26 protein-coding genes are annotated in these 23,829 nt (G+C 65.4%); 10 read left to right on the top strand and 16 right to left on the bottom strand.

Annotated elements, in window-relative coordinates; translation table 11 throughout:
* Window positions 1–121: 121 nt before the first annotated feature.
* Complete coding sequence (locus tag H0P51_RS10280) at window positions 122–592, top strand: Lrp/AsnC family transcriptional regulator (RefSeq protein ID WP_180917812.1); 471 nt, start codon at window positions 122–124, stop codon at window positions 590–592.
* 7 nt (window positions 593–599) lie between these two features.
* Here the strand turns inward: H0P51_RS10280 and H0P51_RS10275 are convergent, their stop codons facing one another.
* Together H0P51_RS10275 and H0P51_RS10270 are read right to left on the bottom strand one after the other, a co-directional pair.
* Complete coding sequence (locus tag H0P51_RS10275) at window positions 600–1,664, bottom strand: Glu/Leu/Phe/Val dehydrogenase family protein (RefSeq protein ID WP_180917811.1); 1,065 nt, start codon at window positions 1,662–1,664, stop codon at window positions 600–602.
* Between the two features lie 144 nt (window positions 1,665–1,808).
* Entirely contained in the window at window positions 1,809–3,041 is a 1,233-nt protein-coding gene (locus tag H0P51_RS10270) for a metal-dependent hydrolase family protein (protein ID WP_180917810.1), read from the bottom strand.
* Window positions 3,042–3,271: 230 nt separating this feature from the next.
* On the opposite strand from H0P51_RS10270, the gene H0P51_RS10265 reads away from it, so the two are divergent.
* Genes H0P51_RS10265 through H0P51_RS10235 form a run of 7 tightly spaced genes read left to right on the top strand, consistent with a single transcriptional unit; the run spans window position 3,272 to window position 7,957 of the window.
* Window positions 3,272–4,267 carry an LLM class flavin-dependent oxidoreductase gene (locus tag H0P51_RS10265; protein WP_180917809.1) on the top strand — a complete coding sequence of 332 codons (996 nt, stop codon included), beginning with the start codon at window positions 3,272–3,274 and terminating at the stop codon, window positions 4,265–4,267.
* Window positions 4,268–4,286: 19 nt separating this feature from the next.
* Entirely contained in the window at window positions 4,287–4,706 is a 420-nt protein-coding gene (locus H0P51_RS10260) for a YybH family protein (protein ID WP_180917808.1), read from the top strand.
* Between the two features lie 13 nt (window positions 4,707–4,719).
* Window positions 4,720–5,553, top strand: coding sequence for an alpha/beta fold hydrolase (locus tag H0P51_RS10255; protein WP_180917807.1), 834 nt, complete (start codon window positions 4,720–4,722; stop codon window positions 5,551–5,553).
* A complete protein-coding gene (locus tag H0P51_RS10250) occupies window positions 5,553–6,416 on the top strand; it encodes an FAD binding domain-containing protein (RefSeq protein ID WP_180917806.1) in 864 nt (287 codons plus the stop codon). Before H0P51_RS10255 ends, H0P51_RS10250 begins: the two co-directional genes overlap by 1 nt.
* On the top strand, window positions 6,413–6,994 hold the full coding sequence (locus H0P51_RS10245; RefSeq protein WP_180917805.1) for a (2Fe-2S)-binding protein: 582 nt from the start codon (window positions 6,413–6,415) through the stop codon (window positions 6,992–6,994). Before H0P51_RS10250 ends, H0P51_RS10245 begins: the two co-directional genes overlap by 4 nt.
* Window positions 6,991–7,380: an SCP2 sterol-binding domain-containing protein gene (locus tag H0P51_RS10240; RefSeq protein ID WP_180917804.1), complete on the top strand. Its 390-nt coding sequence runs from the start codon at window positions 6,991–6,993 to the stop codon at window positions 7,378–7,380. The genes H0P51_RS10245 and H0P51_RS10240 overlap by 4 nt, the downstream gene beginning before the upstream one ends.
* Window positions 7,381–7,405: 25 nt before the next feature.
* Window positions 7,406–7,957 carry a nucleotidyltransferase family protein gene (locus H0P51_RS10235; protein WP_180917803.1) on the top strand — a complete coding sequence of 184 codons (552 nt, stop codon included), beginning with the start codon at window positions 7,406–7,408 and terminating at the stop codon, window positions 7,955–7,957.
* A 16-nt stretch (window positions 7,958–7,973) separates the two neighbouring features.
* Here H0P51_RS10235 and map read toward each other — a convergent pair whose 3' ends face one another.
* From map to dxr, 7 genes are all read right to left on the bottom strand, one after another.
* On the bottom strand, window positions 7,974–8,831 hold the full coding sequence (gene map, locus H0P51_RS10230; RefSeq protein ID WP_180917802.1) for a type I methionyl aminopeptidase: 858 nt from the start codon (window positions 8,829–8,831) through the stop codon (window positions 7,974–7,976).
* Between the two features lie 14 nt (window positions 8,832–8,845).
* Window positions 8,846–9,439, bottom strand: coding sequence for a DUF1707 SHOCT-like domain-containing protein (locus H0P51_RS10225; protein WP_180917801.1), 594 nt, complete (start codon window positions 9,437–9,439; stop codon window positions 8,846–8,848).
* A gap of 63 nt (window positions 9,440–9,502) precedes the next feature.
* Window positions 9,503–11,311, bottom strand: a complete 1,809-nt coding sequence (locus tag H0P51_RS10220) for a penicillin-binding transpeptidase domain-containing protein (RefSeq protein ID WP_180917800.1) — start codon at window positions 11,309–11,311, stop codon at window positions 9,503–9,505.
* A 142-nt stretch (window positions 11,312–11,453) separates the two neighbouring features.
* Window positions 11,454–12,308, bottom strand: coding sequence for a GNAT family N-acetyltransferase (locus H0P51_RS10215; RefSeq protein ID WP_180917799.1), 855 nt, complete (start codon window positions 12,306–12,308; stop codon window positions 11,454–11,456).
* A 64-nt stretch (window positions 12,309–12,372) separates the two neighbouring features.
* Window positions 12,373–13,554, bottom strand: a complete 1,182-nt coding sequence (gene ispG / locus H0P51_RS10210; RefSeq protein ID WP_180917798.1) for a flavodoxin-dependent (E)-4-hydroxy-3-methylbut-2-enyl-diphosphate synthase — start codon at window positions 13,552–13,554, stop codon at window positions 12,373–12,375.
* A gap of 21 nt (window positions 13,555–13,575) precedes the next feature.
* Complete coding sequence (locus H0P51_RS10205; RefSeq protein ID WP_180917797.1) at window positions 13,576–14,787, bottom strand: M50 family metallopeptidase; 1,212 nt, start codon at window positions 14,785–14,787, stop codon at window positions 13,576–13,578.
* Window positions 14,787–15,992, bottom strand: a complete 1,206-nt coding sequence (dxr, locus tag H0P51_RS10200) for a 1-deoxy-D-xylulose-5-phosphate reductoisomerase (RefSeq protein ID WP_180917796.1) — start codon at window positions 15,990–15,992, stop codon at window positions 14,787–14,789. The genes H0P51_RS10205 and dxr overlap by 1 nt, the downstream gene beginning before the upstream one ends.
* A gap of 76 nt (window positions 15,993–16,068) precedes the next feature.
* Between dxr and H0P51_RS10195 the strand changes: the two genes are divergently transcribed.
* Together H0P51_RS10195 and H0P51_RS10190 are read left to right on the top strand one after the other, a co-directional pair.
* Window positions 16,069–17,808 (top strand): cytochrome c biogenesis protein DipZ, encoded by a 1,740-nt coding sequence (locus H0P51_RS10195; protein ID WP_180917795.1) that lies wholly within the window; start codon window positions 16,069–16,071, stop codon window positions 17,806–17,808.
* A 170-nt stretch (window positions 17,809–17,978) separates the two neighbouring features.
* Window positions 17,979–18,233, top strand: coding sequence for a DUF2631 domain-containing protein (locus H0P51_RS10190; RefSeq protein ID WP_180917794.1), 255 nt, complete (start codon window positions 17,979–17,981; stop codon window positions 18,231–18,233).
* Here H0P51_RS10190 and H0P51_RS10185 read toward each other — a convergent pair.
* From H0P51_RS10185 to frr, 7 genes are all read right to left on the bottom strand, one after another.
* Window positions 18,226–19,050 carry a DUF4097 family beta strand repeat-containing protein gene (locus H0P51_RS10185; protein ID WP_180917793.1) on the bottom strand — a complete coding sequence of 275 codons (825 nt, stop codon included), beginning with the start codon at window positions 19,048–19,050 and terminating at the stop codon, window positions 18,226–18,228. The genes H0P51_RS10190 and H0P51_RS10185 overlap by 8 nt on opposite strands.
* A gap of 22 nt (window positions 19,051–19,072) precedes the next feature.
* Complete coding sequence (locus H0P51_RS10180; RefSeq protein WP_180917792.1) at window positions 19,073–19,549, bottom strand: Arc family DNA-binding protein; 477 nt, start codon at window positions 19,547–19,549, stop codon at window positions 19,073–19,075.
* 4 nt (window positions 19,550–19,553) lie between these two features.
* Complete coding sequence (locus H0P51_RS10175) at window positions 19,554–20,447, bottom strand: cytochrome c biogenesis CcdA family protein (RefSeq protein WP_180917791.1); 894 nt, start codon at window positions 20,445–20,447, stop codon at window positions 19,554–19,556.
* A gap of 4 nt (window positions 20,448–20,451) precedes the next feature.
* The gene (gene dsbE, locus H0P51_RS10170; RefSeq protein ID WP_180917790.1) at window positions 20,452–20,961 is read right to left on the bottom strand and encodes a disulfide bond-forming protein DsbE; all 510 of its coding nucleotides are present in this window, start codon (window positions 20,959–20,961) and stop codon (window positions 20,452–20,454) included.
* A 77-nt stretch (window positions 20,962–21,038) separates the two neighbouring features.
* Window positions 21,039–22,142: a dual-specificity RNA methyltransferase RlmN gene (gene rlmN / locus H0P51_RS10165; RefSeq protein ID WP_180917789.1), complete on the bottom strand. Its 1,104-nt coding sequence runs from the start codon at window positions 22,140–22,142 to the stop codon at window positions 21,039–21,041.
* Between the two features lie 13 nt (window positions 22,143–22,155).
* Window positions 22,156–23,124, bottom strand: coding sequence for a phosphatidate cytidylyltransferase (locus H0P51_RS10160; protein WP_425489040.1), 969 nt, complete (start codon window positions 23,122–23,124; stop codon window positions 22,156–22,158).
* A gap of 31 nt (window positions 23,125–23,155) precedes the next feature.
* A complete protein-coding gene (frr, locus tag H0P51_RS10155; RefSeq protein WP_180917787.1) occupies window positions 23,156–23,713 on the bottom strand; it encodes a ribosome recycling factor in 558 nt (185 codons plus the stop codon).
* Window positions 23,714–23,829 lie beyond the last annotated feature (116 nt).

Below are 23,829 nucleotides of genomic sequence, written 5' to 3'. Positions count from 1 at the left end.
CTAGTTCAGATGTACGCAGTGCCAACTGAAGTGCGGTAAATGTGGAGCTATTGCTTCTATTTCTGCTCTACTGAGGCATACTGTTCAGTCGACGTACCGATACCACGAGAGCGGTGAACAAATGGACAACCCGCACACCCCGCTTCAGCTGGACGACGTCGACCGCAGGCTGATCAGAGAGTTGGTCAACGACGGCCGCGTATCGATGCTGGCTTTGGCGCAGCGCGCCCACATCTCGCGCACGCACGTCTACGCGCGCGTGGAGCGACTCGAAAAGGCTGGTGTCATAGAGGGTTTCACCGCCAGGATCAATATGGAGAAAGCAGGGTTCGCGACGTCGGCGCTGGTTGCCCTGACGATCCAGCAAGATGCCTGGCGCGGCCTGTCCGAAAAGCTCAAGACACTCCCCTACGTCGAACGGTTCATCCTGGTCGGCGGCGACTTCGACGTCTTGGTGGTGGTGCGCACTCCTGACAACGCTACGTTGCGGGACGTGTTACTCGAGCGGCTTCATGGCTTGGCCGGCATCCGCTCCAGCCGTACCTGGCTGGTGTTCGAGGAATGCAGTGGCCTGAACTCCGAATGGATGTGAGGCGAGCTCAGACCGCCAGCGATTCCGGTGCGTCCGTGCGGCGAGAGGCAAGGATGCGGGCGGCCTCATCGGTCGAGATCCCCTGTGCGGCGCTGATCTCGTACACCTGGATCAACGTGTCGCCAATGCCCTTGGTGTGACGGGCCACCGTATCGGCATCCCATTGGAGCACCTCGTGCCCCACCAGATGCAGCGCACCGCCTGCGTTTGCCACAAAATCGGGGGCATAAGCGATCCCGCGATTGTGCAGGACTGACCCGGCGTCGGTGTCGGCGAGCACGTTGTTCGCTGCCCCAACGACAGCCCGGGCGGGCAACTGACGGGCGATACTGCTATCGATGACGCTCCCCATCGCACAAGGCACGAAGACGTCGCATGATGTCGTGGTCACCGCCGCGGGCGGGATTATGCGGCAACCGAGTTCTCGCGCCCACTGCGCCCGTTCGTCGTCCACGTCAGCCACCAGTACGCGTGCGCCGGTTTGCAGCGTCCTCTTGGCGAGATGAGCCCCGACCTCGCCGAAGCCCTGGACGAGGACCGTCAGGTCACCAAGCTCGCCGAGACCGCGGAATTGGGCAGTGGCCTTTATCGCCTCGAAGACGCCAGCGGCCGTGTTGAGCGCACTGGAGCCGGCTCCGCCCCTACCGATCGAGCGACCGAACACGAAGTCGGTTGTCTCACTTAAAGTGTCCATATCGGCTGAGTTGGTATTGACATCGGGTCCGGTCCAGTATGTGCCGCACAGCCGATCGATGTTCTCGGCGTGGAGTCGCAATATTCTTGCCCAGGTGGCTTCGTCGAGATCCTGGCGTGGAACCGGCAACGCGATCACGGATTTCCCGCCTCCCATGGGCAAATTGCTCACCGCCAGCTTCAGTGACATGGCGCCGGCCAGCCGAGCGGCGTCTGCTAGCGCATGTCGATGCGATGCATATTGGGCCGCGCGCGTTCCGCCTGCGGCCTGCCCCAGCCGAATCGAATCCACGCGGATGACAAAGAAAGTGCCGGTGTCGGGGTCGTGACGGGTAAGCGTAAGTTCCCCACCCCACCGGAGTTCGTCAGCCAGGTCCATGGTGCGCCCTTCTCTCGATGAACGCCTACAAACACTAGATCGTCCAACGCATATTGTGCCGGATACGGCGTACTATGCGGACAAATTGCCAGTGAGAACGCGGATATCTGCCGCATCTGTCCACACGATACCGCCATGCGCCGGCTACGGCCTACAGACTGCACCGCTCGCGTCCTGGACGACCACACCGCGATGGATCACTGTGCGCACCCGTTTCGCAAGTTCCTGCACTGACAGATCCAAGCCGTCAAGGATTACCAAGTCCGCCCGCTTACCGGGAGTCAACTCGCCGATATCGGACCCGCCATCGAGCAATTCGGCTGCCGACGTCGAGGCCGCTCGTAGCGCATCAACGGGCGAAACCCCAACCTCGTTCATCAGTTCCAACTCAAGGAGGTTGTCACCGTGGCGTGAAATGCCCGCATCGGTGCCCATGGCGATGCGAACTCCCGCTGAATAAGCAAGCGCCACTGAGGCTTTGTGAGCTTCAAGCACCGAAGCAGCCTTGTTTCGCGTCGTCTCGAGGACTCCGCCCGCAGCGTCTGCCTGCCGCAGAATGGCGTGCGGCGCCGACAAAGTCGGTACCAGCCAAGTTCCGTTGTGCACCATCATCTCGACCGCTTCGTCATCGAGGTACACACCGTGTTCAATCGAGCGCACCCCTGCCCGAACCGCGTTCTTGATCCCAGTGGTGCCTTGCGCGTGCGCCATCACATGCACGTGAGCAGCCCGCGCTTCGGCCATCATCACTGCGAGCTCCTCTTCGGCCAGCTCCGCACGCCGCGGATCGCTGCGCGGACTGATCACCCCGCCGCTCGTCGCGACTTTGATGACGTCTGCTCCGGCGCGCACGAGTTCGCGAACTTTGCGACGCATTTCGTCGGCACCGTCGACGACGGTCGACGGATGACCCGGATGCGGCGGCCACAAGCCGTGTATGCATTCCCCGGACGGCATCCATTCATCCCCGTGCCCCCCGGTTTGGCTCAGCATTCCGATGGCGATTTGCATGTCCGGACCGTCGATCAGACCGGTAGATACCGCCTGCTTGACACCCAGGTCGGCGCCCGCGGCATCCCGTACCGTCGTGACCCCGGCACGCAGCGTCCGCTCAAGGTTGCGGGCAGCCTGAAAGAACCTGAGTGAGAAGGGTGTCTGGATCAGGCGCAGCGTGTCGACGTCATCGAGCATGACGTGCACGTGGCAGTCGATGAAGCCGGGGACCACCAGACGGCCGCTGGCATCGATGGCCTGATCCCCGTCCAAATTCAATCCGACGTCAACAACTCGATCCCCCTCGATGACGACGTCGCCGGACGCCGCGGTGCCGCCAACCGGGTCGAAGATGTGGCCCCCACAAATCAATAGCCGTTTCATTTCGCGTCCGCAGCGCGGAGAACAGCCCGACGCGCACGGCGTCGGAACCGCGGCGCGCGGTGATCATTCACCTGGACGATCGACATGCTAGACAGTGTGCACCACCGTTCTACTGAATGTTTAACTTGATCATTGACATGATGTCACACTTATAGTTACGTGAACGCTAGCTCGACTGGTCGGGCATCGTCTCGCAAAGCTCTACCGCGCTACAGAAGGGTCTGTCACACGTGCGACTAAGTCTGTCGTTCACCGGTTTCGGCCCAATCTTGGACGATTTACCCGCCGTCCAGACCGCGGAAGAATGTGGCCTCGACGGCATCTGGTACGCCGAACACATCTGCGCTCACGATGCCGTAGTGCCGACCGCGATCTACCTACGGGAAACTCAGCGGCTGGAATTCACGCTGATGGGTATCAACCCGGCGTCCCGCCACGCCGGACTCACCGCCATGGAATTGGCATCGCTCGCCGAGATCGCACCCAATCGGGTCCGAGCGGCCATCGGCACCGGTGTGCCGGACATGGTCGCAAGGATCGGCAAGTCGATCGACAAGCCAATTGCTTCGACCATCTCCCTTTACCGATCACTCAAGGCCGCACTAGCCGGTAACGAGCTGACGATGGATAAGCCGGACTTCAGCTTTGCCGACTACCGACTCACTCCGTTAGGGCCGCCTCCCGACTTGGACATCATGGCGGTCCGGCCACGCATGGTAGAGACCGCAGCGCGCTATGCGGACGGGGTGTGCCTGAGCGCAGGATCGTCACGGCCATACCTGGCCGAAACCGTTCGGCAGGTCGAGTCGACACTGGCGGCAACCGGTCGGCGGCGGGAAGACTTCCGGATATCGGTCATGATTCCCGCGGTGATCACCGAAGAGCTGGACAAAGCACGAAAGTCGGTGGCCTCAGTTCTGTCGGCTTTCGATGCGACGACCGCGGAATACCTTGCGGCAGGAGCTATTCCACCGGGCGCCTTGGTGCAAGCAGCCGAACGCGGCTCGGCCGAGGCGGCCAAAGTGTTCACCCCGGAGGTGGTCGACGCATTGGCCATCGTGTGCCCACCGGACGGCATCGCCGAGTCGCTGGCCAGCTACGCCGAGACGGGTGTCGATGAGATCGCAATCACGCCGCTGATGCCCCCCGCACAGGTGCCCGACCTCATCCGGTTGCTGGCCGAACATCGGCCCGAATTGACCGCCCAGTGCTCAACGACCCCTTAACAAGAAGGACAGATCTGCGGTGACTGAAAACACTGTTGAGCTTCGCGGTGACAATGCCGAAATCATGAGGCTGCACCGTGAATTCGTCGACGCCAACAATCCCCTCGATTCGAGCTGGCTTAGACAACACGCGAGTGCAGTACCCAACGAACTTGTCTGGTTCAACCTCAACGGCGCAACTTACGTCGGACAGGATCACATCGCCCAACTATGGGACGCGCTGTCCACGGCGATGAAGGAAGACGCACTCAGCTCGGAAGTGCACGACGAACACATCGAAGTCGACGGCGACGTCGCTTGGGTTACGTATCTCAGCCGATACCAAGCCGATTTTGGCGAGCTGGGCAGCTACGACGGGGGCATGCGCAGCACTGAAATCTGGCGCCGCCGAAACGGCGAGTGGAAACTTGTTCACGGACACTTCTCCACACCGACGTAGTAGAAGCCAGACCGTGCAGCGATTCTCCGTGTCGGGCCCGGTCGGGCGGATCAGCGGTCTGCGCCGAGTCGAGTATGCAGCCGGTGACCTACCGGTGGTATTCGTGCACGGCATCAACGGGACTGCGACACAATGGTTGCCGGTTGCCGATCATGTCGCCGACCGTGAAATTGTAGCTGTGGACCTGCGCGGCCACGGCGACTCGCAACCCGGTGGTTCCTATGGTGCCGTGGACTATGCGGCCGACGTCGATGCGGTCATGTCGGCTCTGAACATCGCCCGCGCTCACCTCGTCGGCAGCTCCTTCGGCGGTGCTGTGTGCGTCACGCTGGCCGCGAATATGCCGGAATCCGTTGCGTCGCTGACGATTATTGGCGGCGCACTCAATGTCGCAGGCAACGCCGACCCCGATGACGCAATTGCCACACTGCGCCGGATCGGCCTCGAACCGTTCCTGGCTCAGATCGCTGCAGTCAGCTTCGGGCCCGGTGCCGACGACTCCGCGATCCGAGAACTCGTACGGCTGGCCGCACATCGTGACGTCGCCGTCGTCGAACAGATCCTGCGTGCGGCACTCACCGCTGACGTGTCGACGGCCGCCGCCCAGACCACGGCGCCTGCCCGCGTCCTGACCGGCGCCTACGACACAACCTGCCCTCCCGCCCTGGGCGCGAAGCTAGCCGCGGCGCTGCATACCGGCTGCACGCTGTTGCCCGACGTCGGCCACATGGCCCACCTCGAAGATCCAGCGCTGGTTGCGGCACAGCTCCTAGACCACATCCAGTCGGAGTCGCACAACGATTATCGGAGGATCCGGGGCGACTACCGAGCGATCCGGGGCTCGTGATGCGACCCGCACCATTCGAATACTTGGCCCCCGGCACCGTCGAGGAAGCCTGTACGCAACTGTGTTCTGACGCCGAAGGCACTCGGATACTAGCCGGAGGGCAGAGTCTCATGCCTGTGCTGGTCCGCCGCCAGGATAGACCCCGCCGACTGGTCGATATCACCAAAATCCCTGAACTTCAACAATTTTCTGCTACCGACAGCCATCTGCAAGTGGGCGCAGCGGTCACCCAGCGCACAGTTGAGATGTCCGACGAGGTTCACGATTTCAATGTGTTGGCGCAAGCGCTGCCCCGGGTCGGCAAGGTTACGACTCGCAATCGCGGCACGGTCTGCGGGAGCCTGGCGTACGCCAACCCCGCTGCCGAGATTGGCATATGCCTGATTGTGCTGGGCGGCGAAGTCACCGCGATCTCCGCTCGTGGCATCCGTGCGATCCCGTCAGACGAATTCTTTCTCGGTCCCCGCCGCACCGCGCTGCAGGGCGACGAGCTGCTGCACACCGTGCGGTTCAACCGGCCAGGCCCCGGCACGACCGGGTTCTTCGACGAGGTGACAATTCGCGGACCCGGCGACACTCCGCTGGTGAGCGCCGCGGTCATCGCGCAGATGGGCGCCGATCGGACGTCCGCAGTCCGCATCGCGATTGGCGGAGCCGGTCAAGCACCAGTGTTGGCCGGCCCCGAGATTTGCGCATCGCTGGCTAACTCACTCGATGACGACACCATCGACCACGTGGGTCGTACCTTCGCCGCCGAACTTGGATTCACCACAGACGCACACGTCGGGGGCGATTACCGGCGGCGACTGGCAGTTCGCATACTCGGCCGCCTCCTGCGCAGGCTACGGGGGCAACTCCGATGAGCAACAGTGTCGCCATCGAGCTGCGGGTCAACGGCACACAAATCCGTGACACGGTGCCGGCCAGGATGTCGCTCGTGGACTTTCTGCGCGATCGTCTTCGACTGACGGGCACTCACATCGGCTGCCACGAAGGCATGTGCGGAACGTGCAACGTCCTTTGCGGATCGCATTCGATCCGCGCATGCCTGATGCTGGCCGCCCAGGCCGATGGCGCTGACATCGTCACCATCGAAGGCCTCAGCACACCGGGGCAACCTTCGAGGGTGCAAGAGTCACTGGTCCGCCACCGAGCACTGCAGTGCGGCTTCTGCACGCCCGGCTTCGTGGTCCTAATCGAGGAATTGCTTGCCGACGTCGAGAGGGGCGCACGTCCTGACAGCACCCAGATCCGCGAGCACCTCAATTCGTCGTTGTGCCGCTGCACCGGCTACACACCGATTGTCGCAGCCGCAGAAGAGTTGGTTGCCAACCTAATTGCCGAGCATCCAGCGACGGGCGAACACACGTCACAAGCGCGGCCATCAAACCCCGTAGCCGCAATCGACAGCAGTTACCTATCACCCGGAGGCAAGCGATGAAGTACGCATCTCAGGAATGGCTAGACCGGCAAACTGAGCTTCAACAGTCATTCGGACTGCGTCCGGGAGCCACCGCGCGCGTGCAATACCGACTCACCAGCGCGCCCGACGGCGGCGAGATCCGCTACCACGCCGATGTCCGCGACGGCCGAGCTGTCGAACAGCGCCTCGGTGATGATCCCGCCGCCGACGGCACCATGACGGCGTCGTTTGCCGACTCAACCGCAATCCTGCGTGGGGAATTGGCTCCGACAACCGCGTTCATGGAAGGCCGGATCAAGCTGACGGGTAATGTCGCCAAGCTCGGAGCGTTAATGCCACTGACCCGGACAGCCGAATATCAACGCCATATCACTCAACTATGCGAGGAGACCGACTTCTCCTGACCCCGCCTGCGCACTGGGACGCTACGTGACGACGGATCAGATCGGCGCCGTCGGCGTCTTACTCGCGGCCGGTGCGGGCACCAGGTATGGCGCACCTAAAGTGCTTGCCCAGCAAGGCAAGTGGCTACAACTTGCGGTCGCAGCGCTGGTCGGCGGCGGGTGTGACGAAGTGCTGGTGATGCTGGGCGCCGCGATTGTTGCCGTCCCACCACCGGCACGGGCGATCGTCGTCACCGACTGGGCGGCAGGGCTGAGCGCATCACTGCGCGCCGGGTTGGCGGCCGCCAAGGCAGGCGGCGCCGGTTTCGCGGTCATTCACCTGGTTGACATTCCCGATGTCAGCGCCGAGGTGGTTAGCCGAGTCCTCGTGGCCACGCGTGCGGCGCCAGGCGGCATTGGGCGAGCACGGTACGGTTCGCGCCCGGGTCATCCGGTGGTGGTCGCACGCTCGCATTGGGGTGAGCTGAGTGAAGTCCTGCATGGTGATGCAGGCGCGCGAACCTTCCTCCGGGCACGCGGCGACGTCTTGCACGTGGATTGCTCGGATTTAGCCGCCGGCATCGACGTCGACGAATAGGAAGTGACCTGGCGCGTCAGGGCAGGGTGAGGATCTCCGCGCCGGTGTCGGTGACCAACAACGTGTGCTCGAACTGCGCGGTCCACTTGCGGTCTTTGGTGACGACGGTCCAGCCGTCGTCCCAGATCTCGTAGTCCAGCCCGCCCAGGTTGATCATCGGCTCGATGGTGAAGGTCATCCCCGGTTGGATCACGGTCTCGACGGCCGGTTGGTCGTAATGCAAGACCACCAGCCCGTTGTGGAACGTCGTGCCGATGCCGTGTCCGGTGAAATCGCGAACGACGTTGTAGCCGAACCGATTCGCGTACGATTCGATAACTCGGCCAACCACCGACAACGCCCTCCCGGGCTTGACTGCCTTGATCGCGCGCATGGTCGCCTCGTGGGTCCGCTCGACGAGCAGGCGATGTTCCTCCGAGACGTCGCCGGCCAGGAACGTCGCGTTGGTGTCGCCGTGCACCCCGTTGATGTAGGCGGTGACGTCGATATTGACGATGTCGCCGTCTTCGATCACCGTCGAATCCGGGATGCCGTGGCAGATCACCTCGTTGAGCGAGGTGCAGCAGGACTTCGGGAAGTGCTTGTACCCCAGCGTCGACGGGTACGCGCCATTGTCGACCATGTACTCGTGTGCGATGCGATCGAGCTGATCGGTGGTGACGCCCGGGGCGACCGCCTTGCCCGCCTCATGCAACGCGCGGGCAGCGATCTGGCCGGCGACCCGCATCCGCTCGATCACTTCGGGCTCCTGCACCCACGGCTCGGTGCCTTCTTTGGCGGTGTCCTTGCCGACATATTCCGGACGCGCTATCCACTTCGGCACCGGCAGTGTCGGGGAGAGCACGCCGGGGGAAAGCGCGGTACGAATGGGCATGACTGCCAGTTTAGTCAGCGTGTCAGGTCTCCGAACAACCTGGGACGACGCAGCAGCGCTCGGCGCGGGCCCCGGATGATCACCGAACCGAACACCAGTTGACCGCTCAGCACGACGTGCGGATTACCTTCCGCCGGTGGGTCTTTACGCCGATCGCTCGCGCTGCCCACGTAGGCCTCGACGTTGTCGATGGAGGCGCTGGCGCCCTCGGGCAGCCGCAGGTCTAGATTGCCGAACTTCATGTCGATTTCAATGACCACGACGGGCCCCGCGAACCGGGCCTTGGTGAGGTCGAGGTCGATTGAGCCGAAGCGCCGCACCAGCGAAAGGCGGGTCGGGACCGTCCATTCGCCGTGCCGCTTGAGCGAGCCCGCCCAGCCGCGCAGCTCCACCCGATCGGTGGCGGAGGTGACGACGGCACCCGGCCCGGGCAAGTCACCGACCAGGCTGTCCAGCTCATGGCGGGTCCGCGCGTAGGACACCTGCCTGGACCTCTGTTCGAACTCGTCGATGTCGATCAGGCCGAGCGCCAGGGCGTTGTGCAGGCGGCGCATGGTGCCGTTGCGGTCTGCATCGGAGACCCGCAACGCCATGTCCCCATCGGTCATGGGCTGTCCTGACGTTTCGCGCGCACCCTCGCAATTTACCGTTGCCGGGCAGCGCGATCGCCGTCAAGCCAGGTACGCCGGCGGCAGCGAGTCGAACATCACCTTCGTCATCCGGACCGCATATTCCGAGCTGCCGCCCCCAACAATCAGCGCCGCGAACGCCAGGTCACCCCGATATCCGGCGAACCAGGAGTGCGATCCGCCCGGAAACTCGGCCTCACCGGTCTTGCCGTAGACCTCGCCGCAACCGGCGATCTCCTTGGCGGTGCCGTTGGTAACCACCAGGCGCATCATCGGTCGCAACGCGTCGACCATCTTCGGGCTGATCGGGGTGTTATCGCCGGTCACCGTCGTGGGGCGACCGGCGATTAGCTGCGGCACCGGGGTCTTGCCGGCGGCGACCGTAGCTGCCACCAGGGCCATGCCGAACGGGCTGGCCAGCACCCGCCCCTGGCCGAAACCGTCCTCGGTGCGCTCGGTCAGGTCCACCGTGGGAGGAACCGAGCCGGTCACCGTGGTGATCCCCTCGACCTGGTAGTCCAGCCCGATGCCGTAGCGGGTTGCCGCCTGGGTCAGCCCGCGTGGCGGCAACTTGCTGCTCAGCTCCGCAAAAGTGGTGTTGCAGGAACTGGCGAACGCGCGTGAGAGCGGCACCACACCGAGGTCGAAACCGCCGTAGTTCGGAATGGTGCGGTGGCCGATGTCCAGGTGGCCGGGGCAGCCCATCATGGTGTTTGGAGTAGCCATGTCACGGTCGACGGCCGCACCGGCAGTGATCATCTTGAACGTCGACCCCGGCGGGTACAGGCCGGTCGTGGCCAGCAGGCCCTCGGCGTTGGCGCCACCGTTTTGTGCGATCGCCAGGATCTCCCCGGTCGACGGTTTGAGCACCACCAGCATGGCCTTGCCGCCGCGGGTGTCAACCGCGTGCTGCGCGGCGTCCTGCACGGCCCGGTCCAGCGTGATGGACACCGACGGCGCCGGCGAGCCCTCCACCTCGTGCAGCACCGCGACGTCGACACCATTCTGGTTGGTGCTGACGACGCGCCAGCCGGCCTGCCCGTCGAGCTGGTCGACCACGGCCTTCTTGACTTCGGCCATCACCGCGGGCGCGAAGTGCGGATCGGTGGGTAGCAGTTCGGGCCGCGGTGTCACGACGACACCGGGCAGCTTGCCGATCGCCGGAAAGACCCGGTTGTTGTCGTCGGGCAGCAGGGTGACCAGGTCGACGGGCCGGTTGTCCGAGCTGGCCGTTTCGGCGAGCAGCTGCGGGTCGTTGAGCTGGTCGTTGAATGGATGCAGGGCGTCGATTACCGCATGCGCGGTGTTGATGAGCTCGGGACCGGCCTGGGCGGCGTCCAGCGAATAGTTGTACAGGTAGCCGGGCGCCAACACGTCGCTGCCGCCCAGCTCGTTGACCGAGGCACGTCGCGGCTGTTCGGCGCGCAGCGCGAAGGTCTGGTGCTCACCGAGCTTGGGATGCAGCCCATTGGGGGTCCAGCGCACCTGCCAGCGTCCCTCGTCCCGGGCCATCTTCAGCTTCCCGTCGTACGTCCAAGTGCGGTTCTTGGGCAGGTGCCAGGTGAAGCGGTAGGCGACCGTGCCGGTGTCCTCGGCGTATTTCGCGCTGAGCACCTGGGCGTCCAGGTGGTTGGCCTGCAGGCCGGCCCACGCAGCGTTCAGCGCTTCGCGGGCTTCGTTGGGGTTGTCGCTGAGCTGCGCGGCAGTTGCGGTATCGCCGACGGACAGCGCGGCTAGGAACTTTTGGGCGGCCGGTCCCGGCCCCTCGGGCTTTGGTGTGCACCCGGGCAGGACAGTCAAGGCGATCAGCAGACAGACCACCAATGTTGCCAGTGTTGTTTTTGTGACCATCGATGCTGATGTTAAAGGTGGGACGGCAGTAGCGGCGCCGACACACCGATACTCAACCGTTATCCACGCCTAGTCGCAGGTCCCGCGTGGCTGCAGGCGGACCCTTGATGTCGCGGAGCTTTGCCGACCGAGCAGAGCGGTGTCAGTCCAGCAGGACCGTCGCGAACGTCCCGACCTCTTTGAACCCGATCCGGGTGTAGGCGGCCCGGGCCACGGTGTTGAAGCTATTCACGTAAAGGCTGGCGATGCGCCCACTGCCGACGATCACCGCGGCCAGCGTCGCGGTGCCCGCAGTGCCCAGCCCCAGCCCGCGCCGCTCGGGATGCACCCAGACACCCTGGATCTGACCGACCGACGGGGACTGCGAGCCCACCTCGGCCTTGAAGACGACCTGCCCGTGCTCGAAGCGAGCCCATGCCCGCCCGGCCGCAATCAGGCTGGCCACCCGGCGGCGGTAGCCGCGACCCCCGTCGCCGAGGCGGGGATCGACGCCGACCTCGCCGATGAACATGTCGACCGCGGCAACCAGATAGGCGTCCAGCTCTTCGGGCCGCACCTGCCGCACCTCGGTGTCCAGCGTGCAGTTCGGATGGGCGTTGATCGCCATCAGCGGCTGGTTGTCCCGCACGTCCCGCGCAGGACCCCAAGCGGATTGCAGCCTTTGCCACATCGGCAGCACCAGGTCGGCCCGCCCGACCAGTGACGAGCACCGCCGCGCAGTGCTTTTCGCCTCGTCGGCGAACGCATTTAGATCGATCAGGTTGCCGCGCAACGGGATCAGGTTTGCACCGGCGAAGCACAGCGACTCGTCCACGCCGCCCCGAGTCCACAGTTCCCCGCCGATCGCATTCGGCTCGACACCGTAGTCCGCGACGCGGGCAGCCACCATGCACGATTCGACCGGATTCTCGCCTAGCACCCGCCAGACCGCGGCGGCGTCGCGCACCACGGACACCCGCCTCTCGCCAACCAGGCGCAAGATGGGCGGAGCCGACATCTCATAACTCTCTGTGGTGCGAAACCTGTATTGCGAATCGAAGGCCGACGAGCTTTGGCCCTAATCAGCTTACGGTCACAATAGGCGAACCGCTCGCGGTCGTCCCTGAATCTTTTTCGGTTTCCCCGGTTTCCGAACCCATTTGCTCGGCAAGACGCATCGCTTCTTCGATGAGCGTCTCGACGATCTGCGATTCGGGCACCGTCTTGATCACCTCGCCCTTGACAAAGATCTGGCCCTTGCCGTTGCCCGAGGCCACCCCCAGGTCGGCTTCACGGGCCTCTCCCGGCCCGTTGACGACGCAGCCCATCACCGCCACCCGCAGCGGCACGTCGAGCCCGTCCAGACCAGCGCTGACCTCATTGGCCAGCGTGTATACATCGACCTGGGCGCGTCCGCAAGACGGACACGACACGATCTCTAGCCCGCGGGGACGCAAGTTCAGCGACTCCAGAATCTGGGTGCCGACCTTGACCTCCTCGACGGGAGGGGCCGACAGCGACACCCGGATGGTGTCGCCGATACCGCGGCTGAGCAGCGCCCCAAAGGCGACGGCCGACTTGATGGTGCCCTGGAAGGCGGGACCGGCCTCAGTGACGCCCAGATGCAGCGGGTAGTCGCACTGCGCGGCCAGCTGCTCGTAGGCGGCAACCATGACCACCGGATCGTTGTGCTTGACGCTGATCTTGATGTTGCCGAACCCGTGTTCCTCGAACAGCGAGGCCTCCCACAGCGCTGACTCGACCAGCGCCTCGGGCGTGGCCTTGCCGTACTTTTGCATGAACCGCTTGTCCAGCGATCCGGCGTTGACCCCGATGCGGATCGGGATGCCCGCCGCGCCGGCGGCCCGGGCGACCTCCCCGACCCGCCCGTCGAACTCCTTGATATTGCCCGGGTTCACCCGCACCGCCGCGCATCCAGCGTCAATGGCGGCGAAAATGTACTTCGGTTGGAAGTGGATGTCGGCGATCACCGGTATCTGGCTGTGCTTAGCGATCTCGGCCAGCGCGTCGGCATCCTCCTGGCGCGGGCACGCCACCCGCACGATGTCGCAACCGGCCGCCGTCAGTTCGGCGATCTGCTGCAAGGTCGTGTTGACCTCGTGCGTCTTGGTGGTGCACATCGACTGCACCGCAATCGGATAATCACTACCCACTCCGACATCTCGCACCATCAACTGACGCGTTTTCCGCCGGGGAGCCAGCACGGGCGCCGGGGGTGCCGGCATTCCCAGGCCAATGGACACTGTGTACTTCGCCTTCTCTCGTTACTGGAAGATCCGGATGGGGTTGACCACGTCGGCGGTGACGGTCAGCAGCATGTAGCCCACCACGAAGAGCAGCACCACGTACGTAGCCGGCATGAGCTTGTAGTAGTCCACCGGAGCGGCAGCCACCTTGCCCCGCGCCGACCGGATCAAATTGCGGATCTTCTCGTACACCGCGACCGCGATGTGGCCGCCGTCGAACGGCAGCAGCGGCAGCAGGTTGATCGCACCCAGCACCAGGTTCAGCTGGGCCAGGAAGAACCAGAACGCCACCCACAAGCCGTGGTTGACGGTGTCGCCCCCAACGATGCTGGCACCGACCACGCTCATCGGGGTGTCCTTGTCGCGTTCGCCGCCACCGATCGCGTTGACCAGGGCGCCGACCTTGCTGGGAATCGCGGCCAGCGACTTGCCGACCTCCACGGTCAGCTGACCGGCGAAAACGGCGGTGCCTGGCACAGCGGTCAGCACGTTGTAGCGGGTGGGCTCGTTGCGGGGCGGACCCACCCCGATGGCGCCGACAGTGACCAGGTGATCTTTGTCTTTCGCGTTGGGGTCATAGCGCTGGGTTTGCTGGATCGCCACGTTGGTGGTGACCAGGTGGCCGTCTCGCTCGACGACGACGGGCACGGTGCCGTGCATGGTGCGTACCGCCGCCGCCAGTTGCCCGAAGGTGGACACCGGGGTATCTCCGACCTTCACCACCACGTCGCCGGGCCGGATACCGGCCAGTGCCGCCGGACCCTGACCCTCACAGGGGCCCTGCTTGGTCTTATCGATATCCGCTGCGACACAACCGGTTACACCGACGATCGCCTTGTCGGACGGGTGCAGATTCGGCAGGCCCCAGATCACCGCGATGGCGTACATCAGCACGAGGCAGATGACGAAGTTCATGCCCGGGCCGGCGAACAGCACCACCACGCGCTTCCAGGTCGCCTGCTTGAACATGGCGCGGTCCTGCTCGTCGGGTGCGAGTTCCTCCGCGGGAGTCATGCCGGCGATGTCGCAGAACCCGCCGGCCGGGATGCCCTTGATGCCGTACTCCGTCTCGCCGCGTCGGGTAGACCACAGGGTGGGGCCGAAGCCGACGAAATAGCGGCGCACCTTCATGCCGGTGGCGCGGGCGGCCCACATATGGCCGCACTCGTGCAAGGCGACCGAGATGAGGATGGCCAGTGCGAACAGCACTATGCCGATAACGAACATCATCAGCCTGTTACGACCTTTCTCACGCCAGCTGCCTCGATCGCACTTTGCGCTCGCTCACGGGCCCAGCGCTGGGCATCGAGGACGTCATCCACGGTAGCCGGTGCTTGACCCAATTGCGGGGCCCATTGGTCGGCAGCGTGCAGCACGTCGGCGATGGTGGCGACGATCCCGGGGAACGTGAGCCGCCCGCCCAGAAATGCGGCCGCTGCTTCTTCGTTGGCCGCGTTGTAGACGGCAGTCATGCACCCGCCCGTCTCACCGGCCTGCCGGGCCAGCTCGACCGCCGGGAACACCTCACTGTCCAACGGTTCGAACTCCCAGGTCGAGGCGGTGGCAAAGTCGCAGCAGGCGGCCGCGCCGGGTACCCGGTGCGGCCAGCCCAGGGCCAGCGAAATCGGTAGCTTCATGTCGGGCGGGCTGGCCTGGGCGATGGTCGACCCGTCGGTGAAGGTAACCATCGAATGAATAATCGACTGCGGATGCACAACGACCTCGATGCGGTCGTAGGGAACGCCGAACAGCAGGTGCGTCTCGATCAGTTCCAGACCCTTATTGACCAGCGACGCCGAGTTCAGGGTGTTCATCGGACCCATCGACCAGGTGGGATGCGCGCCGGCCTGCTCGGGTGTCACATCCTGCAGGTCAGCAGCCGCCCAGCCGCGGAACGGCCCCCCGGAGGCGGTGAGCACCAGTTTGGCGACTTCGTCGGGTGTGCCGCCGCGCAGGCACTGGGCCAGCGCGGAATGCTCCGAGTCGACGGGCACGATCTGGCCCGGTTGCGCCGCCGCCAACACCAGTGGTCCGCCGGCGACCAACGACTCCTTGTTGGCCAGCGCCAGCGTGGCGCCGGTTTCCAGCGCGGCGAGGGTGGGCCGCAGCCCCAGAGCGCCGACCAGTGCGTTGAGGACGACGTCGGCTTCGGTCTCTTGCACCAGCCGAGTCACGGCGTCGGCGCCCTGGAAGGGAATGTCGCCGGCCCGCTGCGCGGCGTCGGCGTCGGCCACTGCGATATTGGTCACCCCGGTTTCGGCCCGCTGACGCAGCAGCGTGTCCAGGTTGGCACCGCCGGCGGCCAAACCGACGATCTCGAAGCGGTCAGGATTGGCGGCGATGACCTCCAACGCCTGGGTGCCGATCGAGCCGGTGCTGCCCAGCACCAACACCCGCACCGGACCCTCAGCACGCCCATCACCGGAAATTCTCACCCGTCCATTGTGCCGCGTGGGTACGTCGCAGCCCGCATGAACCAAACCGAACCCGGCATCGTGACGAATATCTGACATGTGGACTCTTGCGCTGGTCGGTTTCCTCGGCGGCCTCGTTACCGGGATTTCGCCGTGCATCCTGCCGGTGCTGCCGGTGATCTTCTTCTCCGGCGCGAACCGAACTGTCGCCGAACCCCCCGAACCTCACTCGGCGGGTGGCGTCGCGGTGATCGCAAAACCGACCCGGTCGGAAACGTTGCGCCCCTATCGGGTGATCGGCGGTTTAGTGCTCAGCTTCAGCGTGGCCACCCTGCTCGGCTCGGCGCTGCTGTCGGCATTGCACCTGCCGCAGGACGCCATCCGCTGGATCGCCCTGGCCGCGCTGGTGGCGATCGGGCTGGGGCTGATCTTCCCGCGCTTTCAACAGCTGCTGGAAACGCCGTTCGCCCGCCTGCCGCAGCGGCAGATCACAGTGCGCGGCAACGGTTTCGGTCTCGGTTTGGCACTGGGTGTGCTGTACGTGCCATGTGCGGGTCCGGTGCTGGCCGCCATCGTGGTGGCAGGCGCGACGGCTCACATCGGCGTGCCGACCGTGGTGCTGACCGCGGCGTTCGCACTCGGCAACGCACTTCCGCTGCTGATCTTCGCGCTGGCCGGTCAGCGAATCTCCCAGCGGGTGAGCGCCTTTCGGCGTCGTCAACGCGAAATCCGGGTAGCCGCAGGCATCGTGGCAATCCTGCTGGCGGTGGCGCTGGTCGTCGACGTGCCGGCCGCGCTGCAGCGCGCCATCCCCGACTACACCGCTGCACTGCAGCGCGACGTCGGCAGTTCAAACCAGCTCCGAAACAAGCTCGGCGGCAACGTGACCGACCCGAACGCAACGCTGTCCGCATGCAGCAATGTCGACACCCAACTGCAAAATTGTGGTCCCGCACCGGACCTCAAGGGCATAACCGAGTGGTTGAATACACCGGGCGGGCGCCCGATCACGCTGAGTTCGTTGCGGGGCAAAGTGGTGCTGATCGACTTCTGGGCGTACTCCTGCATCAACTGTCAGCGGGCCATCCCGCACGTCGTCGGCTGGTATCAGGCTTACCGTGACGATGGCCTGGTGGTCATCGGGGTTCACACGCCGGAGTACGCGTTCGAGAAGGTCCCCGAAAACGTCGCCAAGGGTGCCGCCGACCTGGGCATCAAGTACCCAGTCGCGCTGGACAACAATTATTCGACCTGGACGAACTATCAGAACATGTACTGGCCCGCGGAATACCTGATCGACGCCGACGGCACGGTACGGCACGTCAAGTTCGGCGAAGGCGAATATGACGTAACGGAAAGGTTGATCAGGCAGCTGCTCTTGGATGCCGAACCCAAAATCCAACTGCCCCGGCCGGTGGACGCGCCCGACCTCACCCCGACTGGCCTGCTGACCTCGGAGACCTACTTTGCCGTCGGCAAAGCCGACAACTACGGCGGTGGCGGGCACTACGACGAAGGGTCTGCGACGTTCGACTACCCGCCGATGCTCGCGCCGGACCGCTTCGCTCTGCGCGGCCGTTGGACGTTGGACCACCAGGGCGCTACCGCCGACGGCGACGACTCCACCATCAAGCTCAACTACCACGCCAAGAACGTTTACGTCGTCGTGGGCGGCGCAGGCACCGTCACCGTGACGCGCGGTGGAAAATCCACGACGCTGCCGGTGAGCGGACCGCCCACGAACCGCCAGATCGTCGCCGGGGACCAGCAGACATCGGAGACCATCGAAGTCCAGCCCAGCAAGGGTCTACAGGTCTTTTCGTTCACCTACGGCTAATTTTGCGTCTGGCGCCCGGCCCGCTGACCACTCGGGATCGGGTCAAGACCGACCCAGGCCTGCGCAACGGTGCTGATGCCGTCGTCTAACGGGTGCGGACCTGCGATCACGAGGACGGCCTGTGCCAGAATGTCAGGGTCTCAAAGTCCAGTCCGACCGGAGGGATTGCCGTGGCCAGTACTGAGGTGGAGCCGTTCGCCGGTGTCGACGAAGCTGAGGTGCCGTCCGCGCAGTGGGGTTGGAGCAAGATCAACTACCGCACCTGGTACGGCGTCGGCACCTTCATCTTCCTGCTGCTGCTGGCCTTCCTCCGCGGCAACCATGTCGGCCACGTCGAAGACATCTTCTGCGTCGGATTCGCTGCACTGGTGTTGTTCGTCCTGGTGCGCGACATCTGGGGCCGTCGTCGCGGCTGGCTCAGGTAGCGGTTTGCCGCAACAGTTCGCCGGCCGGGTCCCGGTGGATGTGGACGTCGCCGGAACCGCTGCGCACGCTTAGCACCAGGATCTCGTCGCCCGCTTCGGGACCGTCCGCGGGCTGCAATCGGTTTGTGATGGCACCGGAACCGGTGACGATGTCCATCCGCATCGCGGTGCCGTCGGGAACCCCGACCGCGACCTCGCCGCTGCTGGTGTGAGCCGACACGCTGCCACGCACTCCGGCTTCGACGATCACCGCGCCCGACGCGGTGCGTGCCTTGAGGTTGCCGCGCAAGGTGTCAACGGACACCGATCCGCTGGCAGAGGAAAATTTCCCGTCACCGTCGAGGTCCTGCACGCGCAGTGCTCCGGACGCCGTGGCGAGCGACGCGTATCCCGCAACCGAATGCACCGTGAGCGAACCGGATGAGCTGGCGGCCCTGATCCTTGCGGTCACAGTGTCGATCTCGGCGTCGCCGCTGGCCGTGCCGATTTGGACGTCGGCGTACTCCCCTTCGGCCCGCAGGTCGGCCGAGCGCAGCTCCGCGTGGACTCGGGAGCCTTTGGGAAGTTCGATCTCGATGTCGACAGCCCCACCTCGGATGCGGGGCATGCCGCGCTTGGGAACCGATACGGTCAGTTTGCGGTCGTCGCGGTAGTCGATTCGCATCTGTTCGGCCGCGCGAACGTCGGATTCCAGGGTGGGGTCGTGCGGGCGCACCCCCACCACGGTGTCAGTGCGGTCGGTGGCGACCAGGCGCACCGATCCCGCGCCTGCCGCTACGCGAACGCTGATCGGGTCGGGCGTGGCGAATGTGGGCACTGGCGGTCTCCTTCGATCTGGTTCAGCGGACCCAGCCGGTCACGCGGTGGGAGTTCTTATGGGCGTGGTGATTTGACCCACGACTCGCTTTGGCGACCACGCGCACCAGCCAGCTGTTGAGCGAGGTGCCGTCGCGGCGTGCCGCCGCCTCCACGGCCTCCCGCAGCCCCTCCGGCAACCGCAGCGTGACGCGCCAGGTGGCGCCGCCGTCGTCGTCGAGGACGAATGGCTCTGCCGGTTCGAATCCGACCCCGTCGTCGGGCAGGCTGACCACGAATTCGGGGTCGCGGCCGCGCAGCCGCACTTCGACGGAGCCGGGCGCCAACTCACCGCTGATCTCCTCGGCGGCCGACGACAGTGCTTCCAGCAGCGCCAACCGCAGCGCCGAGTCCAGCGGAGCGCTCAGCCGATCGGCCAGCCGTTGCGCGTCAGGCCCGGCGGTCGCCGCCGCCTCAGTGAGTTCCTGGCGGACGGCGTCGACATAAGGCTGCAAGTCCATAGCATCATGATGACACCATTGTGGTGTCATTTGCAAACATTTTGGTGTCGTGGCGACACCGCCAGAGCTTTGCGGCGGCCAGCACGCACACCGGTACCAGCAGCAACGCGGCCAGCCACGGCCATCCGCTGTGCTGGTGCACCCAGCCCGCCAGCCAACCCTGCACCCGGCCCGCCGCAGCGATCACCGCATCGTCGGGATCACCGTCGGCGGTCAACAGCCGCACCTCGTAAAGGCCGTAGTAGCCGACGTACAGCCCCACCAAAACCAGCAAGGCCCCGCCGATCCGGTTGACGTACGGCAGCAGCCGCCGCAGCCGACCCAGCAACGCCGAACTCGCGGTCGCGGCGCCGACCGCCAGCGCCCCGACGACCAGCGTCAGGCCCGCGACATAAGCGACATAGACCACCGCACCATGCAGCGCCGAACCCGTACGCAATGCGGCACCGGTGACCGCTAGAAACGGCCCGACGGTGCACGACAGCGACGCCATCGCATAGCTGACGCCATAGCCGTACATCGACCCCAGCCCCAAGGTGGGCGCCCAGCGGGCCCCGAGCGGCGCGGCAGTGATCTCGCGTCCCGACAACAGCCAGGCGCCGAGCCCGATCAGCACGACACCGACCAGCACCGTCGCGTACGGCAAATAGCGCTGAACCGTGGCGGCCGCCGAGATGGTCAGCGCACCGAACACGCCGAAGACCGTCACAAAGCCGAGCGCCATGCCCAGCGTGGCGGCCAGCGCGCGCCCGACCGCCACCAACGGCGACCTCGTCGCACCGGTCCCCGTGCCGCGCACCACCAGCACCAGGTAGGCCGGCAGCATCGCAAACCCACACGGGTTGACCGCGGCCACCAGCCCAGCCGCGAAAGCCAACCCGATCAAGGACTGGTTCATCGCCTCAGGACGTCAGCGCCGCGACCCGGCCGGACAACTCCTGCTGGGACATCGCCGAGGTGGTGTTGTTGACGAATGTCGACGAGCCGTCCGGGCGGTAGAACACCCACGCCGGCTGCCAGGGCACACCGTAGCGGGCCCAGATCGCGCCGTCGGCGTCGTTGAGGTTGGTGAAGTTCAGGCCGTACTTGGAGACAAAGCCCTGCATCTGCGCGACGTCCGAGTGCGCCGCGATACCGACGAAACTCACCCCCGGGTTGGCGGCCGCGACTTGGCTCAGCGCGGGCGCCTCGGCGTTGCAGAACGGGCAGAAGGGCGTCCAGAACCACAGCACCGTGGGTTTGCCCTGCAGGCTGGCGCCGTTGAACGGGGCACCGGACAGGGTGGTTGCGGTGAAGTCCAGGCGGTCGTCGGCGGCCATCGCGCGCGGCGCCGTGGCGACACCGGCCAATATCGCTAGGACCGAGACAGTGACGGCCAGGAGCTTGACCGGCAGCATAAGGCGACGAATCATGATGAACCCTTTCGAGAGGCATTCGATAGCCGTTGCCGTGATTAACGGATTACCCGCCGCCGCGGTTCACCGAACACTCAACCTTCGGCAGCCAGCTGGCCGCATGCCGCACTGATCTCCCGACCGCGGGTGTCCCGTACTGTGCACGAAACACCTTGCGCACGAACGCGTTTAACGAACTCGCGCTCCACTGGTTTCGGGCTCGCGTCCCATTCGCTGCCCGGCGTCGGGTTGAGCGGAATGAGATTGACGTGCGCCAGCGGACCCAGCGCGCGGTGCAGCCGCCGGCCCAGCAGGTCGGCCCGCCACGGCTGGTCGTTGATGTCCCGGATCAGCGCGTACTCGATGGACACCCGGCGGCCGGTCACGTCGGCGTAGTAGCGGGCGGCATCCAGGACCTCGGTGACCTTCCACCGGTTGTTGACCGGAACCAGGGTGTCCCGCAACTCGTCGTCGGGGGTGTGCAGCGACAGCGCCAGCGTCACGCCGAGCCGTTCGTCGGCGAGCTTGCGGATCGCGGGGGCCAGCCCCACCGTGGACACCGTCACCGAGCGCGCCGAGATTCCGAACCCCGACGGGGGCGTCTGGATGATGCCGCGCACCGCCGCCACCACGCGGGCGTAGTTAGCCAGCGGCTCCCCCATTCCCATGAACACCACATTGGACAACCGGTCACCGAAGTCGTCGCGCAACGCCACAGCCGCCGCGCGCACCTGCTCGAGGATCTCGGCGGTCGATAGATTGCGAGTCAGCCCGCCCTGCCCGGTGGCGCAGAACGGACACGCCATGCCGCAGCCGGCCTGCGAGGAGATGCACACCGTGTTGCGCTGCGGGTAGCGCATCAGCACCGACTCGACAGTGGCACCATCGACGCAGCGCCACAACGTTTTTCGGGTCTCACCGGCGTCGCATGTGATCTCGCGCGCCGGCTTGAGAAGCGTCGGGAACATGCTGGTGGCGACCTGCTCGCGCACCGCTGCCGGCAAGTCGGTCATCTGGCGGGGATCGGCGATCAGTCGGCCGTAGTACTGGTTGGCCAGCTGCTTGGCCCGAAACCCCGGCAATCCCAACTCGGCCACGGCCGCCGCGCGCCCGGCCGCGTCGAGGTCGGCCAGGTGGCGCGGCGGTCGCCGAATCGAGCCGCGGCGCGGCGGCTCCTCGAACACCAACTGCTGGACCATGACCAGTCCAGTATCAGGGCAACAGCGTCAGAACGGCCCACGCGGCCACCGAGGACGGCAGGACACCATCCAGCCGATCCATCAATCCGCCGTGGCCGGGCAGCAAGCGGCCCATGTCCTTAATGCCCAAATCGCGCTTCACCTGGGACTCGATCAGGTCGCCGAGCGTGGTGGTAAGTACGAAGAGCAGACCGAGCAGGGCTCCGACCCACGGTGGCTGACCGGCCAGGAAAGTCGCGGTCAGAATGGTCGCGGTGATGCCGCATACCAGCGAGCCGACGAAGCCCTCCCAGGACTTCTTCGGGCTGATCTTGGGCACCATCGGGTGCTTGCCGAACAGCGCACCTACGGCGTAGCCGCCGGTATCGGAGCACACGACCGCGATCATCATGCAGAACACCCGTGCCGGCCCGTGCTGCGGGTCGTAAACCAGCATCGCAGCAAACGAGCCGAATAGCGGCACCCAGGCGCACAAGAAGACGGTCGCCGACACGTCGCGCAGATAGTTGCTCGACGTCGTTGGGCCGGTGCCGTCGCCGTCATGTTCCCGGTTGTCCTGCATGAACAGTCGCCAGATCATGCAAACCACGACCATGCCGCCGAACCCGGCCGCCGCCCCTTCGGCGCCGTAGGGCCACGTCAGCCACACCGTGATCTGCCCGCCGACCAGCAGCGGGATCACCGGGATCAGGTATCCGGCCTCGCGCAGTCGGCGCACCACCTCGTGGCTGGCCAGCAGGATGGCCCCGGCGCACAACACCACCCAGAACCGCGGGAACCACAACAGCGTCGCGACAAGGACGGCGCCGATGCTCACGCCGACGGCGATGGCGGCAGGCAGGTCCCGCCCGGCGCGGGACTTCTTCCGCGCCGGCTGCGCGCGCTCGTTCCCAGCCGACCTCGTGCGCTCGGCCGACTTCGCTGACGTCGCGAGCGGGTCCTCGGACGGGCTGTTGCCGGCTTCGGCGTCGGTGGTTGCCACGGACTTCAACGGATTAGGCTGCTGTCGGCCGCTAGACCTCGAGCAGCTCGCCCTCTTTGTGCTTGACCAGCTCATCGATCTGCGCGACGTACTGGTGGGTCGCCTTCTCCAGGTCCTTCTCGGCCCGGCTGACCTCGTCCTCCCCCGCTTCGCCGTCTTTGCGGATGCGGTGCAGCTCTTCCATCGCCTTACGCCGGATGTTGCGGACCGAAACCCGCGCGTCCTCACCCTTAGCCTTGGCCTGCTTGACGAGATCGCGCCGACGTTCCTCGGTGAGCTGGGGTATGGCCACCCGGATGATGGTGCCGTCATTGGTGGGGTTGACGCCCAGGTCAGAATTGCGGATCGCCGTCTCGATGGCGCTGAGCTGGTTGGCCTCGTAGGGCTTGATGACGACCATCCGCGCTTCGGGGACGTTAATGCTAGCCAGCTGTGTGATGGGGGTGGTGGCGCCGTAGTAGTCGATCACGATCCGGGAGAACATGCCCGGATTGGCCCGACCGGTGCGAATGGTGGACAGATCATCCCGGGCCACCGACACCGCCTTCTCCATCTTCTCCTCGGCGTCGAAGAGAGCTTCGTCAATCATTTGCGCCGCTCCTCCTCATCACTGCGTTCTGCATCGTCGCCAGCGCGAATCATTTGCGCCGCTCCTCCTCATCACTGCGTTCTGCATCGTCGCCAGCGCGAATCATTTGCGCCGCT

Source organism: Mycobacterium vicinigordonae (assembly GCF_013466425.1).
Lineage (GTDB): Bacteria > Actinomycetota > Actinomycetes > Mycobacteriales > Mycobacteriaceae > Mycobacterium > Mycobacterium vicinigordonae.
The sequence above is the reverse complement of the archived record's forward strand: the minus strand, read 5'-3'. Positions and strand labels throughout refer to the sequence as shown.